This window comes from Streptomyces sp. RK9, assembly GCF_045070545.1.
In the GTDB taxonomy this organism is placed as follows: Bacteria; Actinomycetota; Actinomycetes; order Streptomycetales; family Streptomycetaceae; genus Streptomyces; species Streptomyces alboflavus.
Genome location: NZ_CP173704.1, coordinates 2,569,115 through 2,584,798, shown reverse-complemented (window position 1 = coordinate 2,584,798; position 15,684 = coordinate 2,569,115). Strand labels below are relative to the sequence as shown.

General features: G+C 70.6%; 16 protein-coding genes. 6 read left to right on the top strand and 10 right to left on the bottom strand.

The window, feature by feature from the left end:
• Positions 1-183: 183 nt before the first annotated feature.
• Genes AB6L24_RS31765 through AB6L24_RS31755 form a run of 3 tightly spaced genes read left to right on the top strand, consistent with a single transcriptional unit; the run spans position 184 to position 2,889 of the window.
• Positions 184-1,143 (top strand): ABC transporter substrate-binding protein, encoded by a 960-nt coding sequence (locus tag AB6L24_RS31765; protein WP_405661017.1) that lies wholly within the window; start codon positions 184-186, stop codon positions 1,141-1,143.
• A gap of 37 nt (positions 1,144-1,180) precedes the next feature.
• Positions 1,181-2,128, top strand: a complete 948-nt coding sequence (locus AB6L24_RS31760) for an amino acid ABC transporter permease (RefSeq protein WP_405661015.1) — start codon at positions 1,181-1,183, stop codon at positions 2,126-2,128.
• Positions 2,128-2,889 (top strand): amino acid ABC transporter ATP-binding protein, encoded by a 762-nt coding sequence (locus AB6L24_RS31755; RefSeq protein WP_405661013.1) that lies wholly within the window; start codon positions 2,128-2,130, stop codon positions 2,887-2,889. Before AB6L24_RS31760 ends, AB6L24_RS31755 begins: the two co-directional genes overlap by 1 nt.
• Positions 2,890-2,963: 74 nt before the next feature.
• On the opposite strand, the gene AB6L24_RS31750 is transcribed toward AB6L24_RS31755, so the two are convergent.
• Positions 2,964-3,737, bottom strand: coding sequence for a class I SAM-dependent methyltransferase (locus AB6L24_RS31750; protein WP_405661011.1), 774 nt, complete (start codon positions 3,735-3,737; stop codon positions 2,964-2,966).
• 117 nt (positions 3,738-3,854) lie between these two features.
• Between AB6L24_RS31750 and AB6L24_RS31745 the strand changes: the two genes are divergently transcribed.
• Positions 3,855-4,484 carry a CGNR zinc finger domain-containing protein gene (locus tag AB6L24_RS31745; protein ID WP_405661008.1) on the top strand — a complete coding sequence of 210 codons (630 nt, stop codon included), beginning with the start codon at positions 3,855-3,857 and terminating at the stop codon, positions 4,482-4,484.
• Here the strand turns inward: AB6L24_RS31745 and sodX are convergent.
• On the bottom strand, positions 4,388-4,849 hold the full coding sequence (gene sodX, locus AB6L24_RS31740; RefSeq protein ID WP_405661005.1) for a nickel-type superoxide dismutase maturation protease: 462 nt from the start codon (positions 4,847-4,849) through the stop codon (positions 4,388-4,390). The two genes, AB6L24_RS31745 and sodX, sit on opposite strands and share 97 nt — an antisense overlap.
• A gap of 167 nt (positions 4,850-5,016) precedes the next feature.
• Here sodX and sodN point away from each other — a divergent pair, with 167 nt between their 5' ends.
• Positions 5,017-5,412 carry a superoxide dismutase, Ni gene (gene sodN, locus AB6L24_RS31735; RefSeq protein WP_030359892.1) on the top strand — a complete coding sequence of 132 codons (396 nt, stop codon included), beginning with the start codon at positions 5,017-5,019 and terminating at the stop codon, positions 5,410-5,412.
• Positions 5,413-5,726: 314 nt separating this feature from the next.
• The gene (locus tag AB6L24_RS31730) at positions 5,727-7,766 is read left to right on the top strand and encodes a GTP-binding protein (RefSeq protein ID WP_405661003.1); all 2,040 of its coding nucleotides are present in this window, start codon (positions 5,727-5,729) and stop codon (positions 7,764-7,766) included.
• A gap of 3 nt (positions 7,767-7,769) precedes the next feature.
• On the opposite strand, the gene AB6L24_RS31725 is transcribed toward AB6L24_RS31730, so the two are convergent.
• The 8 genes from AB6L24_RS31725 to AB6L24_RS31690 form a co-directional block, all read right to left on the bottom strand.
• Complete coding sequence (locus AB6L24_RS31725) at positions 7,770-8,768, bottom strand: sigma-70 family RNA polymerase sigma factor (protein ID WP_405661000.1); 999 nt, start codon at positions 8,766-8,768, stop codon at positions 7,770-7,772.
• Between the two features lie 265 nt (positions 8,769-9,033).
• Positions 9,034-9,726: an HAD-IA family hydrolase gene (locus AB6L24_RS31720; RefSeq protein WP_405660999.1), complete on the bottom strand. Its 693-nt coding sequence runs from the start codon at positions 9,724-9,726 to the stop codon at positions 9,034-9,036.
• Entirely contained in the window at positions 9,723-10,622 is a 900-nt protein-coding gene (locus tag AB6L24_RS31715; RefSeq protein ID WP_405660998.1) for a hypothetical protein, read from the bottom strand. The genes AB6L24_RS31720 and AB6L24_RS31715 overlap by 4 nt, the downstream gene beginning before the upstream one ends.
• Positions 10,623-10,711: 89 nt before the next feature.
• Positions 10,712-11,089, bottom strand: a complete 378-nt coding sequence (locus tag AB6L24_RS31710; protein WP_405660996.1) for a hypothetical protein — start codon at positions 11,087-11,089, stop codon at positions 10,712-10,714.
• Between the two features lie 44 nt (positions 11,090-11,133).
• Entirely contained in the window at positions 11,134-11,733 is a 600-nt protein-coding gene (locus AB6L24_RS31705) for a dihydrofolate reductase family protein (RefSeq protein ID WP_405660994.1), read from the bottom strand.
• Between the two features lie 229 nt (positions 11,734-11,962).
• The gene (locus AB6L24_RS31700; RefSeq protein ID WP_405660992.1) at positions 11,963-12,562 is read right to left on the bottom strand and encodes a GNAT family N-acetyltransferase; all 600 of its coding nucleotides are present in this window, start codon (positions 12,560-12,562) and stop codon (positions 11,963-11,965) included.
• 331 nt (positions 12,563-12,893) lie between these two features.
• On the bottom strand, positions 12,894-13,952 hold the full coding sequence (locus AB6L24_RS31695; RefSeq protein ID WP_405663472.1) for a family 2 encapsulin nanocompartment cargo protein polyprenyl transferase: 1,059 nt from the start codon (positions 13,950-13,952) through the stop codon (positions 12,894-12,896).
• Positions 13,953-14,100: 148 nt separating this feature from the next.
• On the bottom strand, positions 14,101-15,507 hold the full coding sequence (locus tag AB6L24_RS31690) for a family 2B encapsulin nanocompartment shell protein (protein WP_405660989.1): 1,407 nt from the start codon (positions 15,505-15,507) through the stop codon (positions 14,101-14,103).
• Positions 15,508-15,684 lie beyond the last annotated feature (177 nt).

Here is a 15,684-nt window from a genome sequence, read left to right as displayed (position 1 = left end):
CGGCAATGACCGTGACGCACCGGGCTGTTGGGGTTTGCGGATCGCCCGTTATCCGATTTTGACATCTCCAGCCCCCAGAATCGGGGTGTCCGAATGGCAAGATGCCTCATCACACGAGGTCGCGACACCCGAAGGTGTGTGCACGACCGCATGGCTGCTCCCCCATCCGCCGGAGGAACCCCTATGACCGCAGGCACCATTTGTCGCACGACCGCCGCGAAGTCCGCGAAGTCCCGGATCGTCGCTGTCGGCGCGATCGCGGTCGCCGGCACGCTGCTGCTCACCGGCTGCGGCGACCAGACGGACAAGAAGGACGAAGGCGGCAAGAAGGTCGTCAGCGCCCCGCTCTCCGACGAGCTGCCCGCGAACATCCGCAACAAGGGCGTCATCAAGGTGGGCTCCGACATCGCCTACCCGCCGGTCGAGTTCAAGGACAAGGACGGCAAGACGGTCGGCATCGACCCGGACATCGCCGACGCGATGGGCAAGCAGCTCGGCGTGACGTTCGAGTTCGACAACGGCACCTTCGACACGCTGCTCGGCGGTCTGCGCTCCAAGCGCTACGACATCGCCATGTCGGCCATGACCGACACCAAGAACCGCCAGGAAGGCATCGACGAGGAGACCGGCAAGAAGGTCGGCACCGGCGTCGACTTCGTCGACTACTTCACGGCGGGCGTCTCGATCTACACCAAGAAGGGCGACGACCAGGGCATCAAGACCTGGCAGGACCTCTGCGGCAAGAAGATCGTGGTCCAGCGCGGCACCGTCTCGCACGACATGGCCAAGGCCGAGTCGAAGAAGTGCAAGAGCGGCAAGATCTCGATCGAGTCCTTCGACAACGACCAGCAGGCCCAGACCCGGCTGCGCTCCGGTGGCGCGGACGCCGGCTCCTCGGACTTCCCCGTCGCGGCGTACGCGGTCAAGACCTCCGGCGGCGGCAAGGACTTCCAGCTCGTGGGCGAGCAGGTCGAGGCCGCTCCGTACGGCATCGCGATCGCCAAGAACAACCCCAAGCTGCGTGACGCGATCAAGATGGCGCTGGACGCGATCATCGCGAACGGCCAGTACGAGAAGATCATCAAGAAGTGGGGCGTCGACGCCGGCGCAGTCAAGGAAGCCAAGATCAACGGCGGCAAGTGACCGCGTCTCGTCATCTCGTCGCTGAAAGGCCACACCCGTGACAACGGACATCAGCAAGTCGGGCGACTCCGCGCCCAAGGATGAGCCACCGCGCTCCGCCCCCGAGGCGATCAAGGCGATCCCGGTGCGCCACTACGGCCGGTACGTCGCGGCCGTCCTCGCCATCGGCGTGCTCGCCGCGCTCGTCATGGCGTTCGCCAATGGCGACATCAACTGGGACGCGATCCCGGACAACTTCTTCGACGACCGCATCATGAAGGGCGTCCGGGAGACCCTGATCCTCACGGTCCTCTCGATGCTCATCGGCGTCGGCGGCGGCATCGTCCTGTCGGTAATGCGGCTGTCGAAGAACCCGGTGACCTCGTCGATCGCGTGGTTCTACATCTGGTTCTTCCGCGGTACGCCGGTCCTGGTCCAGCTCTTCATCTGGTTCAACCTCGGCTTCGTCTTCGAGTACATCAACCTCGGTCCGGTCTACAAGGACGAGTGGTCGGACTTCATGACGCCGTTCCTGACGGCGCTCCTCGGTCTCGGCCTGAACGAGGCCGCGTACATGGCGGAGATCTGCCGCGCGGGCCTGCTGTCGGTCGACGAGGGCCAGACGGAGGCCTCGCAGGCGCTCGGCATGAGCCACAACAAGACGCTGCGCCGCATCGTCATCCCGCAGGCCATGCGTGTGATCGTGCCGCCGACGGGCAACGAAGTCATCAACATGCTCAAGACGACGTCGCTGGTCGCGGCGGTGCAGTACTACGAGCTCCTGCGGTACGCCCAGGACATCGGCACCTCGTCCGGCGCGACGGTGGAGGCACTGCTCCTTGCCGCCACCTGGTACCTGATCATGACGTCGATCCTCAGCGTCGGGCAGTTCTACCTGGAGCGGTACTACGCGCGCGGCTCCTCGCGCGCCCTGCCGGACACTCCCTGGATGAAGATCAAGGCCAATATGTTGTCGCTGGGCAACCGCTCGGGGGGTGTGCGCTGATGACCGCCATGGTGAAGTCCGAGGGGGTCCACAAGTCGTTCGGACACGTCGAGGTCCTGAAGGGCATCGACCTGGAAGTGAAGTCCGGCGAGGTCTTCTGCCTCATCGGCCCGTCCGGCTCCGGCAAGTCGACGTTCCTGCGCTGCATCAACCACCTGGAGAAGATCAACGCCGGGCGGTTGTACGTCGACGGGGAGCTGGTCGGCTACCGGCAGAAGGGTGACAAGCTGTACGAGCTGAAGGACAGCGAAGTCGCGATGAAGCGCCGGGACATCGGCATGGTCTTCCAGCGCTTCAACCTCTTCCCGCACATGACGGCCCTGGAGAACGTCATGGAGGCGCCGGTCCAGGTCAAGGGCCAGTCCAAGGCGGCGGCGCGGGAGCGCGCCGGGCAGCTCCTGGAGCGGGTCGGGCTCGCCGACAAGGCGAAGAACTACCCCTCGCAGCTCTCCGGCGGCCAGCAGCAGCGTGTGGCCATCGCCCGCGCGCTCGCGATGGACCCGAAGCTGATGCTCTTCGACGAGCCGACGTCGGCGCTCGACCCGGAGCTGGTCGGTGACGTCCTCGACGTCATGCGCGACCTCGCCGAGTCCGGCATGACGATGGTCGTCGTGACCCACGAGATGGGCTTCGCGCGCGAGGTCGGCGACAGCCTGGTCTTCATGGACGGCGGTGTGGTGGTCGAGTCCGGCAACCCGCGGGACGTCCTGACGAACCCGCAGCACGACCGGACGAAGTCGTTCCTGTCGAAGGTCCTGTAGGGATCGTTGCCTACGTAGAGGGGCGGTACGGATCATCATCCGTACCGCCCCTCTACGTAGGAGAGTTGTATTCCCTACTTGAGGCCTAGGACCAGAGCGTCCGAAGGCGACGACCACACCGTGCGGGCCTCGGCGAAACCCGCCTCCCGGAGGGTGCGGATGTGCCACTCGGCGGGCGGGGTGTCGCCGTCGGCGTGCTCTCCGTAGATCTCGAACCGCTTGGCGGTGGGCTCGGCGAGCACCGGGTCGTTGGCGGCGAGCCCCCACCAGTCCGCCCAGTCGAGGACACCGGCGGCCTTCGCGGCGGACTGGCGGGCGTGCCGCTGCTCGCGGTCGGCGGCGTTGATGCGCGGGGTCGAGGGGTCGGGCATGTGGTCGGCGTTCATGAAGACGCCGCCGTCGGCCACGATCTTGCCGAGCTGTTCGTAGAGCGCGGCCAGCGGTTCGCTGAACAGCCAGTGCAGGGCGGTCGCGGTGAGGACGGCGTCGTACGAGTCGTGGGGCAGCTGGGAGGTCCAGCCCGGGTCCTTCAGGTCGGCGGTCACGAAGGTGACGCGGTCGTCGCCGGCGAAGGTGCCCTCGGCGATGGCGAGCAGGGCGGGGTCGAGGTCGACACCCGTGCTGACCGCCTTCGGGAACCTTTTGAGGAGTCTGTCCGTAATACTTCCCGTACCGCACGCGAGGTCAAGGACGCGCGGTTCCGGGCCGACGAGAGCTTCGACCATGTCGAGCATCACGCGGAACCGCTCCTCGCGGTCCGGCATGTACCACTCCTGCTGCCGATCCCAACTCTCCTGCCAGGCACGCCAGTCGGTCCCGAACCCCGTACCGCTCGTCGTTTCCGTCACCGGAAGACCTCCGTCCCGTACTACGCTCGACTAATCTCGTCGAGTAACACCCGCGAACGAAAAGCGACTGTTACCTCGCACGAGAACGAAGATAGCCCGCCCCCGTAAGGACTACAAGTGGAACTGGCCTATTACTCGGACTATGCCGTGCGCCTGGTCAACACCGAGGAACCGGCTCGTCACAAGGACTCGCTGACCTCCGTGGACACGATCCGCGAGCTGTTCGGCGAGAACCAGCAGGCCGCGCGGCGCGCCACGGACTCCGACGTGACGCGCTTCCGCTCGGTGCGGGCGCGGCTGCGGGCCGTCTTCGAGGCGGCCGACGGCGGGGACGAGACGCTGGCCGTGGACCTGCTGAACTCACTGCTCCTGGAGTTCCCGGTCAGCCCCCAGATCTCCGGGCACGACTACCGGGACGACGACGGCCGCCCCCTGTGGCACATGCACCTGGCGGATCACCCGTCGAACGTCACCGCCGGGTACGCGGCGATCGCCGCGATGGGCCTCGCCTTCCACCTCACCGAGTACGGCGTGGACCGGCTCGGCCTGTGCGAGGCGGCCCCGTGCCGCAACGCCTATCTGGACACCTCGACCAACCGCTCCCGGCGGTACTGCTCGGACCGCTGCGCCACGCGCGCGAACGTCGCCGCCTACCGCGCGCGCAAGCGCCTGGAGAGCGAGCGGTCGGCGAGCACGGGGCGCACCGCCGAGAAGGTCCAGGAGACCAGCGCCGCGAGCGAGAGCTGACGCCGCCCGCGCGCCTCCCGCTCCTCACGGAACCTGCTCAGCGGCCGGAACCGCGCCCGCACGCGCGCGAGGACCAGTTCCTCCGGCACGACCCCGTAGACCGTGCTGTCGCCCCCCGCGTTGAACGGATTGTCGCCCAGCACCCACCAGCCGCCGTCGCGCCGTTCGACGGCGCGCTTGACCACCAGCAGGTCCTGCTGCAGCGGATGACGCAGGATCACCACGTCACCGGGCCGCACCCGGGCGCCGTGCCGCACCAGCATCCAGTCCCCCGGATTCAGCGTGGGCACCATCGACGGCCCGTCGACCTCGATCAGCTGGAACGGCACGCGTGTCTCCCGCCCGTCTGCCGTCGTCTCCGGCATCAGACAACCTCCCGGACCAATCCTCCACCGGCCTCCCGGTCCCATCCTCCACCGTCTCCAGTGTGACCCTGGACTTTTGTCCTAAGCCCATGGGGGCACTCGCGAAAACAGGTCTCTCACGGAGTAATGTCCCACCTGAGAAGACGATCACGAGGAAGGACAGCTCAATGCTCTCCCGCCTGTTTGCCCCCAAGGTGAAGGCCAGCGCACACTGCGACCTGCCCTGCGGCGTGTACGACCCGGCCCAGGCCCGCATCGAGGCGGAGTCGGTCAAGGCCGTGCAGGAGAAGATGGCCGCCAACGACGACGCGCACTACCAGGCTCGCGCCACCGTCATCAAGGAGCAGCGCGCCGAGCTCGCCAAGCACCACGTGTCGGTGCTCTGGAGCGACTACTTCAAGCCCCCGCACTTCGAGAAGTACCCGGAGCTGCACACGCTGGTCAACGACACCCTCAAGGCCCTCTCGGCCGCGAAGGCGTCGGCGGACCCGAAGACCGGTGAGAAGGCCCTCGAGCTGATCGCCGAGATCGACCGCATCTTCTGGGAGACCAAGAAGGCCTGATTCAGACCCCGGGCCTCGCGCCCGCCTGACCGCACCCGGTCCCCCGGGGCCGCCGTATCTCGGCGGACCCGATGGGCCGGGTGCGGTCGTTCTCCCGCCGCCGGCTTCTGTGCCGCCGCGTTCTGCCTCGCCTTCCGCGCCGCCGCCGTCACCGTCGCCGCGGGCGCTAAATCGGTTGCCCGCGCCCCGGCCGGCCTGTTGCAGTTACCCCGTCACCACCCCGCCGACCGACGGAACCAGGAGCCCCCAGATGCGGCAGACGTCCATGTCCCACCAGGAAGGAATCGCCCCCCGACACGAGGACATGACGCCTAGTGCAAGCGCACACGCATCAGCAGGAGAAGCTCCACCACACCCTTAACCTGGGCATCCTGGCGCACGTGGACGCCGGGAAGACCAGCCTCACCGAGCGGCTGCTGCACTCCGCCGGAGTCATCGACGAGATCGGCAGCGTCGACGCGGGCAGCACCCAAACCGACTCCCTCGCCCTTGAGCGGCAGCGCGGCATCACCATCAAGTCGGCGGTCGTGTCGTTCGCGATCGACGACGTCACCGTCAACCTCATCGACACCCCCGGCCACCCGGACTTCATCGCCGAGGTGGAGCGGGTCCTCAGCGTGCTCGACGGCGCCGTGCTCGTCGTGTCCGCCGTCGAGGGCGTCCAGGCGCAGACCCGCGTCCTCATGCGTACGCTGCGCAGGCTCGGCATCCCCACGCTCGTGTTCGTCAACAAGGTGGACCGTCGCAGCGCGGACCCCGAGCGCGTACTCGCCGAACTCGCCCGGAGGCTGACGCCCGCCGTCATCCCCATGGGCACGGTGCACGCCCCCGGCGCGCACGCGGCGCGCTACGTCCCGTACGCCGCCGACGACCCCCGCTTCACCGCCCGCCTGGCCGAGGCGCTGGCCGAGCGCGACGACGCGCTGCTTTCCGCGTACGTCGAGGGCGACGCCGCCGTCCTCACGCCCGGCGGGCTGCGCACGGCCCTCGCGGACCAGACCCGGCGGGCCCAGGTCCATCCGGTGTTCTTCGGCTCAGCCATGACCGGCACCGGCCTGGGCGCGCTGACCGACGCCGTCAAGGAGCTGCTGCCCGCGGCGGCCGGAGCGGCGGACGGGCCCGTCGCGGGCACCGTCTTCAAGGTCGAACGCGGCCCCTCGGGCGAGAAAGTGGCGTACGCGCGGCTCTTCTCGGGGACGGTGCGCGTGCGCGACCGCGTGGCGCTGCCCGGCCTCGACGGCAAGGTCACCGCCGTCAGCGTCTTCGAGCGGGGCGCGGCCGTGCGGCGCGACGCCGTGGCCGCCGGGCAGATCGCGAAGCTGTGGGGGCTCAACCGGGTACGCATCGGGGACGTCCTCGGCGACCCGTGCCACGTACCCGAACGGCACGCCGCCGCGCACCACTTCGCCCCGCCGACCCTCGAAACCGTCGTCGCGCCCCGGCACGCCGCCGACCGGGGCGCCCTGCACGCGGCGCTGACCCAGCTCGCCGAGCAGGACCCGCTGATCGACCTGCGGCAGGACGCGCTGCGGCAGGAGATCTCCGTGTCCCTGTACGGCGAGGTGCAGAAGGAGGTCATCGAGGCCACGCTCGCCGAGGAGTTCGGCATCGGCGTCGACTTCCGCGAGAGCACGACGCTGTGCGTGGAGCGGGTCGTCGGCACCGGAGCGCACGTGGAGTTCATCGACACCGACCCCAATCCGTTCCTCGCCACGGTGGGACTGCGGGTGTCGCCGGCCCCGGCCGGGACGGGGGTGGAATTCCGGCTCGGGGTGGAACTCGGCGCCATGCCCTACGCGTTCTTCAAGGCGGTGGAGGAGACGGTCAAGGAGACGCTGACGCAGGGGCTGCACGGATGGGAGGTGCCCGACTGCCTCGTCACGATGACGCACTCCGGGTACTGGCCGCGGCAGAGCCACGCCCACGCCGTCTTCGACAAGAGCATGTCGAGCACGGCCGGTGACTTCCGCCAGCTCACCCCGCTCGTCCTGATGGACGCGCTGCGGCGGGCGGGGACGCGGGTGCACGAGCCGATGCACCGGTTCCGGCTCACCGCGCCCGCCGATGTGTTCGGCACGCTGCTGCCCGCGCTCGGGCGGCTGCGCGCGGTGCCGCACGCGCCGACGGCGCAGGGGTCCGCGTACGTCATCGACGGCGTGATCCCCGCCGCGCGTGTGCACGGGCTCGAGCAGGCGCTGCCCGGACTGACGCGCGGCGAGGGCGAGTTGGAGTCCGCCTTCGACCACTACGCGCCGGTGACCGGGACGCCGCCGGCGCGCCCGCGCACGGACCACAATCCGCTGGACCGGAAGGAGTACGTGCAGCGGGTCACGCGGCGGACCCGGGTGGGGTGAGGTTCAGTCGGCGGCGGGGGGTGCGCCGTCGGAGGTGGAGGGGGCGCCGTCGGCGGCCTCGGCTCCGGCAGCGCCCGCCGACACGACCGCCGCGACCGTCCGCGCGTCCACCAGGTCCCGCAGCCGCTCCTGGTCCGCCAGGATGTTGATCTCGACGATCCGGCCGTCCCTGACAGTGAACTCCCCGACGGAGAAGGGCTCTCCGTTGTGGACGGCGATCTGCCCCACCTTGCCGTTGACCAGCGCCAGATACGTGGTCGGCGCCAGCGTGGCGAACGACCGCGCCCCGGCGACCACCGCGGTCGCGCCCCGCACGAGCCGGGAGAGCCCCGCGGCACCGCCGCCGTCGGCCCGCAGCACCACGCCCGGGTCGAGGAGTTCGAGCAGCGCGTCGAAGTCGCCCTTGCGGGCCGCAGCGAGGAAGGCCTCGACGACCTGGCGCTGGCGCGTGCGGTCCGGGTCCGGGCCGGGCGTGGGGTCGGCGTCCCGCACCCGGCGGCGGGCTCGGCTCGCGAGCTGCCGGGTCGCGGCCGGGGCCCGCTCGACGATGGGCGCGATGTCCTCGAAGGGCACGGCGAACATGTCGTGCAGCACGAACGCGAGGCGCTCGGCGGGGCTCAGCGTGTCCAGGACGACGAGCAGCGCGAGCCCCACCGAGTCCGCGAGCAGGGCCTCCTGCTCGGGGTCGACGGCGTCCCGGCCGCCGGGCAGCGCGCTGACCTCCGGGTCGGGCACGTGGGTGTCGGCCCCTTGGACGTCGAGGGGCTGCTCGCCGCGCTGCTTGCGGGAGCGCAGCAGGTCGAGGCAGACGCGGCCGATCACCGTGGTGAGCCAGCCGCCCAGGTTCTCCACGCGTTCGTCGTCGGCGCGGCTGAGCTTCAACCAGGTCTCCTGGACGGCGTCCTCGGCCTCGCTCAGCGAGCCGAGCATGCGGTACGCGACCGCCCGCAGGCGAGGCCTGTGCTCCTCGAAGCGCTGCGCCAGAAGATCTCTTCCGTCCATCCCGTCACATTCCTTTGCCGTGATCCGTCGTAGCAGTGACGTACCGACGACGGCAGTGCGCCGCGGGTCGACACAGCGGGTGCCGACCAGCAGATCACGAAGCGGTACGACGGCAGCGATCTCGCCGATGTGACATGGAGGACATTGCCATGAAGGACGTCGATGCCCCGGTGCGGGCGGCCGACACGGGGTGGGGCGCGGGGCCGGGAGCTCCCCGGCCCCGTAGGCCCGCCGCGTGCGCCCGCCCCCTGCTTGCCCGGCCCTCTCAGCCCAACACGGGCTCCAGCGCCGCCTCTAGGTCGTCCGGTCCCCGGTACAGCACACCCGTCATGCCCAGCGCCACGGCCGCGTCCACGTTCTCCTGGCGGTCGTCCACGAACAGACAGCGGTCGACCGCGGCGCCCACGCGCTCGGCGGCGGCTTCGTAGATGCGCCGGTCGGGCTTCACCACGCCGAGCACCGCGCTGGACACCACGTCGTCCACGAGGGTGTTGAGGCCGAGCAGCGCCAGGTCGTCGTCCAGCCAGGGGGTGGCGTTGGTGACGATCGACACCCGTACGTGTGCGCGGGCCCTCCGCAGCAGGCCGACGACCGTCTGGTCGGCCCGGAACTTGGAGTCGGCCAGGGCGATGCCGAGTTCGCGCCCGCGCGCCGGGGCGAGCCCGTGCCCGCGCGCGAGTCCGGCCGCGATCGCGTCGGCCCACTCCGACTTGCCGATCCGCCCGAGCATCAGCGGCAGATCGGTCTCCGGCGCGAACGCGACCTCGGCGGTGGCGCCTTCGGGCAGTCCCGCGGCGCGTTCGAGCTCGGCGACGTCCGACATGTCGTAGAAGCGGATGACGCCGTCGAGGTCGGTGAGGACCGCGTCGAACGGAAGGCGGGATCTGCCCCCGTGCTCCCCGTGCTCCCTGTGGTCCCTGTGATCAGGGAAGGGAGACTTGTGCATGTGGTCGTTCATCCACCGGCTCCCAGCACGTTCCGCACGGTCGACCGCACCCTTTCCTGGTCGGCGCGCACGGATTCGTACGCGGATCTGTGCCGGGATATGTCGCGTCGCTGCCGCTCGGCCGTGACGGCCCGCCACACGCCGGCGGTGTTGTGCTCGCGCTTGCACTCGATGTCGGCGACCGCCGTGTCCCGCTCGCGGCGGGTGCGCCGGGTGTCGCCTTCGCCGCCGCGGTGCCACGCCTTGTCGCGGAAGGCGGCTTCCGGGCTCGCGTACCGCTTGAAGCCCTTGCCGACGACGCAGTCCGCCCAGGTGGCGAGGGCGCGGCGCATCCGCGGGTCCTTGGCGACGGCCTTGTCGATCGCCGCGCGCCGGCCGCCGACGTACACCGTCATGCGGGTCTCGTCCTTGACGCCCGCCAGCACGCGCCGCGCCCCGACCTGGGCACAGCCGTCTTCGGCGTCGTTCAGCGCGCTGTACTCGGCCGGTGTGACCAGGCGTCCCTTGGGCTCGCGCCCCTTCTTGAGCTTCTTGAGCGCCTCGCGGTCGATGCCGTAGCCCCGGGTGCGTGCGGCGTCGAGGTCCAAGGAGCCGTACAGGGTCGTCGATATGGCCACCGCCAGCAGGCGGTTGGACATCTCTGTCCCCTGCTCGCGCCAGTGCCGGGGGAAGTCGGCGAAGCCCCGGGACCTCATGCACCGCTGTGTGAAGCGGGCGGTCGCCCGCTCCCGGAGTGCGTGGTCACGCGCACTGAACTCGTACCGCTCCAGGGGCAGTCCGGACATGTCCTTCTGGTCGTCGACCTCGGGCACCCCCGCGTCACGCGCGGCGTCCCCGCCGGATCCGCCCGCCGCGGACCCGCACCCCGCCAGCGCCGCCAGCGCCACGACGGCCACTGCGACGGCCACACGGCGTGACCCTCGCACCCCCCACGTCACCTTCATGCGCAGAACCCTAACCGCGCCCACTGACAGTCAGGGGTGTCACACAGGCCCGACTAGGAGCCGGGCTGCGGCTCCGCCCGTGGTTCGGCCTCGGGGTCGGCCGCGGTCGCGCCGGGCTCCAGGTCGACCTTCGGCGCGGGCTGCCCGCCGGGCCCCGGGGCGGCTTTCCCGCCGGTCTCCGGGGTACGCCTCGACAGGTGCCCGCGCTTGTACTTGCTCTTGTGGCCGCGGCCCGCCCGCGGCTTCCCGCCCGGCTCGTCCACGACGCACGCGTCGCACTCCGGGTTGCGGCAAGGGGCGGGGCCCCACACAGGGACGTACGCCCCGAGCACCTTGCGCCGTTTGATGGCCGTACCGACGGGCCGTCCGCAGTGCTCGCACACGGGGTCGCTCTGCGGGCGGGGGCCGGACCGGCGTCCATCGCTGCCCATGACCTCAGGGTAGGGCGGTTCCCCGAGGTCGGACAGCCCAGCGGTCAGTTCTTCCCGCGCTTGCGGGTGTACGTGCGGACGACGACGCCGTTGCCGAAGATCCGGGACGAGGACAGCTCGAACTCGCCGACAGCGGACTCCACGCCCGCGAACATGGGCATGCCCGACCCGAGCAGCACCGGATAGGTCTTGAGCACCAGCTCGTCGACCTCGTCGATCAGCTGGCCGGCGATCTCCGCGCCGCCGCACAGCCAGATGCCGAGTTCGCCGTCCTCGGCCTTGAGCTCGCGGACCTTGCCGAGCAGGTCGTCGGCGACGATCTCGACGTTGGCGGCGGGGGACGTCTGGAGGCTGCGTGAGGCGACGTACTCGCGCAGGTGGCTGTACGGGCTCGGTTCGCCCTGGTCCAAGCCGAGTTGGTAGCTGCCCCTGCCCTGGATGACGGTGTCGAACTGCCGGTTCGGCACGTCGTCGCCGAAGCCGAGCATCTTGCGCGCGGGGGCGGAGACGGTCTCCGGGTACTCGGCCCTGAGGTACCCCAGGAACTCCTCGTCCACGAACGACATGAAGGAGTCGGCGTCGCCACTCGGGTCACCGATGAACCCGTCGATCGAGACGGCGACGAAGTAGGTGAGCTTTCGCAAGCTGATTCTCTTTCCGCAGATGACAGTAGGGGTGAGACGGGGCGGTTGTGGCCACCCCGACTCGAACAACTGCATTTATAGTGCTTCACTCGCAGTGGTTTCAAGTGTTTCGCCGAGGCAGCCGCAAAAAAAATCGGCCCCGGGGTCCTGGCTGCTTGTGCCAGGACCGATCCGGGGCCGATGCCGATTCCGGGGCCGATGGGCCGACCGGGTGATCGAAGCCTCCGCGTCACACCATCTGCGGCTCACGCCACATGGGCCACATCCGCGGCCCGTCCGGCAGGTCGAGGGCGTCGCCGAGGTCGGTGAAGCCGAGGCGCCGGTACAACTCCCGGCCGCGCGGGCTGCTCGCCTCCAGGTAGGCGTGCAGCCCCTCGCGGTCGCACCGCTCGAGCACCGGCGCGACCAGGGCCGAGCCGATGCCCTCGCCCTGCCGCCGCGGCTTCACGCCGATCATGTGGAGGTACTGGTGCGGCCGGTCGGACGGGTGGATCTCGGACGTCAGGCGGCCGATGGTCTCGACGCGTTCGTTGTCCGGGTCGACGGCCTGCCGCAGGTGCACGGGCCCGTCGGCGGCGTCCTCGGGTGCCGGGCCCGCGGGCACCGACCACCACAGGGCCACGCCCGAGCCGTCCTCGGCGATGTCCACGTACCCCTCAGCGAAGGCCATGTCGAGGAAGGCCTCCATCAGCCCGCCGTGCCGCTCCCGCCGCCTCTGCTCGTCCGGGAACACCCAACTGCTCACGGGGTCCCGCATGAACGCCTCGTCGAGCAGCGCGACCACCTCGGCCCGGTCGCTCTCGCCGGCTCTCCGGATCGGCACGCCCACGACGTCTCCCCTTCGCCTCGTCCTCGCCCCACCCCGGGCCCCGAACCCAGGCCCGTCAACTCCGGGCCCGGCACTGCCGGGTGCAGCCTAGGTGACCATTTCGCGTACGACGACGGTCCCGCAGGTACCCGCCCAGAGGCTGCCCGCCGAACTGTCCGCCCCCTGCACCACCCGCACCGCACCGCACGGCGAGCCGGTCGGCGTACGGCCCCTGACCGCACGCCGACCGACAGCGCCCCACCCCCTCCCGCACCACCGGCTGCCCCAGGACGACCGTCGAACTCCCGGCGGAGCGCCCCCTCTCACGCCCCGCCGGGAGTCCCCCGGACGGTCAGTGGGACCGGCGTGTGACGAACTCCGCGAGCGCCAGCAGGCCACCCGCACGCTCCGGGTCGGGGACCGCGCGGGCGAGTTCCCCGAGCGCCCGCGACATCCGGTCCGCCGCGTGGAGCTGCGCCCAGTCCCGGCCCCCTGCCCCCTCGACGGCACGGGCCATCCGCTCCAGGTCGCCCTGGCCCGGCTTCCGGCCGTACAACCCGGCGAGCTCCGCCCCCTCGGGCGTGCCGGAGGCCAGCGCGGCGACCACCGGCAGCGACTTCTTGCGGACGGCGAGGTCCGCGCGCGCGGGCTTGCCGGTGCGCGCCGGGTCACCCCAGATGCCGATCACGTCGTCGATGAGCTGGAAGGCGAGACCGGCCTGCCGTCCGAACCCGTCGAGCGCCTCCACCGTGTCGGCACCCGCGCCCGCGTACACAGCGCCGATCGCGCAGGCGCAGCCGAGGAGCGCGCCGGTCTTGGCCTCGGCCATGGCCAGGCACTCCGCCAGCGAGACCTCGTCCGGGCCCCGGCTCTCCAGGGCGCAGTCGGCGTGCTGCCCCGCGCACAGCTCGACGACGCAGGCGGCCAGGCGGGCGGCCGCCGCCGGGGCCCCCGGATGGGGGTCCTCGGCGAGCATCCGCTGCGCGAGGGCCTGCAGCGCGTCCCCGGCGAGGATCGCGTCGGAGTCGCCGAACACGGTCCACGCGGTGGGGCGGTGCCTGCGGGTCGCGTCGCGGTCCATGACGTCGTCGTGGAGCAGCGTGAAGTTGTGCGTCAGCTCCACGGCCGCGGCCGCCCTGACCGCGCTGAGCGGGTCCCCGCCGAGGGCCCGCACCGCGGCCAGGACGAGGGCGGGCCTGATGGCCTTGCCCGCGTTCCCGGCCGCGGGCGTGCCGTCGGCGTGTTCCCATCCGAAGTGGTACAGCGCGATGCGGCGCAGCGAACCCGGCAGCGACTCGACCGCGGCGCGCAGCTCCGGGTCGACGCACAGCCGCGCCGCCGACAGGATCTCCGCGGCCTCGTACCCCTCCCCGAGTGCCTGCCCTCGCGGGCGGGGCGCGCAGTCCGTCATGTCCGTGGTGTCCGTCATGGACTCACTCCGGCGGGGCGGCGGACGGTGGCGGATCCTGGGCCTGCGGGCGCGTACGCCAGGGGTGTACCCGCCAGCGTGCCCGCGGACACGGGCGGCGGCCCGCCGCCCGTCCCGACAGGGCGTCGACTCACCTCCACCGGCCGATCTCGACGTTCTCCAGGATGCCGAGGGCGTCCGGCACCAGGACGGCCGCGGAGTAGTACGTCGACACCAGGTAGGAGATGATCGCCTGGTCGCTGATGCCCATGAAGCGCACGGACAGGCTCGGCTCGATCTCGTCCGGGATGCCCGCCTGGTGCAGTCCGACGACGCCCTGCTCGTCCTCGCCCGTACGCATGCAGATGATCGAGGACGTGCGCTCCTCGGTCACCGGGATCTTGTTGCACGGGAAGATCGGCACGCCGCGCCAGGTGGGGATGCGGTTGCCGGACACCTCGATGGTCTCGGGGACCAGACCGCGCTTGTTGCACTCGCGGCCGAACGCGGCGATCGCGCGCGGGTGGGCGAGGAACAGCTTCGATCCGCGCCTGCGGGTGAGCAGTTCGTCCATGTCGTCGGGGCTCGGCACGCCGTCGTGCGGCTGCAGGCGCTGGTCGTACTCGCAGTTGTTGAGCAGTCCGAACTCGCGGTTGTTGATGAGCTCGTGCTCCTGGCGCTCCTTCAGGGCCTCCACGGTCAGCCGCAGTTGCTGCTCGGTCTGGTTCATCGGCTGGTTGTAGAGGTCGGCCACGCGCGTGTGGATGCGCAGCACGGTCTGGGCGACGCTCAGTTCGTACTCACGCGGTCGCGATTCGTAGTCCACGTAGGTGCCGGGCAGGACCGCTTCGCCGACGTGGCCCGCGGAGAGGTCGATGGGGGCCTCTCCGTAGTTGTTGGTGCGCTGCTCCGGGATGGCCCGCAGCCGCTCGAGGTGGGCGCGCAGGGACTCGGAGCGCTCCGCCACCTGTTCCAGGTCCTGGCGCGGGAGCGTGAGGACCGTGCAGGCCGTCACCGCGCGGACCGTGTACTCCCAGATGGTCTCCGGGTCGATGAGGGCCTGCTCTCCGAAGTACGCGCCGTCGGCGAGCGTGCCGAGCACCGTGTCGTCTCCGTAGGGGCCCGTGCCCACCTTCTCGACGCGGCCGTGGGCGAGCAGGAACACCTCGTCCGCCTGGCTGCCGAACGACGTGAGCACCCCGCCGGCCTCGAACTCGCGCTGCTGGCAGCGGCGCGCCAGCTCGCCGAGCACCTCCTGGTCCTCGAAGTCCCGAAGGACCGGCAGCTCGCCGAGCTCGGCGGGGATCACCTCGACGCGGTCTCCCGTCTTGACGAACGTGACCCGGCCGTCCCCGACCGAGTAGCTCGTCCTGCGGTTGACTCGGTACGTACCGCCTTGCACCTGTACCCAGGGCAGCATCCGCAGCAGCCAGCGGGAGCTGATCTCCTGCATCTGCGGCGCGGACTTGGTGGTGGTGGCCAGATTCCGCGCGGCGGATGTGCCGAGGCTCTGCTGCGGCTGGTCCTGCTCCGAACGGATCTCTTCGCCTACCGACATGGACAATGCCCTCCCAATCATGCGCTGACCTGGCTCGCAACCCTTCCAGCACGGTGAGTACGCGCGCCATTACACAAATGAGCGGGAATGGATCGAGGCGGGCGGGGCACGTTGCCGCTAACCAGGCCCGATCCCTCGTACGTCCGTCCAGGACCGCCGACAACGGCACTCGACGCG

Bases quoted from the DNA above. Each gene is read 5' to 3' on its own strand.
- AB6L24_RS31720 (WP_405660999.1), bottom strand. From the start codon at position 9,726: ATGAACGACCACATGCACAAGTCTCCCTTCCCTGATCACAGGGACCAC.
- AB6L24_RS31710 (WP_405660996.1), bottom strand. From the start codon at position 11,089: ATGGGCAGCGATGGACGCCGGTCCGGCCCCCGCCCGCAGAGCGACCCC.
- AB6L24_RS31725 (WP_405661000.1), bottom strand. From the start codon at position 8,768: ATGGACGGAAGAGATCTTCTGGCGCAGCGCTTCGAGGAGCACAGGCCT.
- AB6L24_RS31755 (WP_405661013.1), top strand. From the start codon at position 2,128: ATGACCGCCATGGTGAAGTCCGAGGGGGTCCACAAGTCGTTCGGACAC.
- sodN (WP_030359892.1), top strand. From the start codon at position 5,017: ATGCTCTCCCGCCTGTTTGCCCCCAAGGTGAAGGCCAGCGCACACTGC.
- AB6L24_RS31695 (WP_405663472.1), bottom strand. From the start codon at position 13,952: ATGACGGACTGCGCGCCCCGCCCGCGAGGGCAGGCACTCGGGGAGGGG.
- AB6L24_RS31765 (WP_405661017.1), top strand. From the start codon at position 184: ATGACCGCAGGCACCATTTGTCGCACGACCGCCGCGAAGTCCGCGAAG.
- sodX (WP_405661005.1), bottom strand. From the start codon at position 4,849: ATGCCGGAGACGACGGCAGACGGGCGGGAGACACGCGTGCCGTTCCAG.
- AB6L24_RS31690 (WP_405660989.1), bottom strand. From the start codon at position 15,507: ATGTCGGTAGGCGAAGAGATCCGTTCGGAGCAGGACCAGCCGCAGCAG.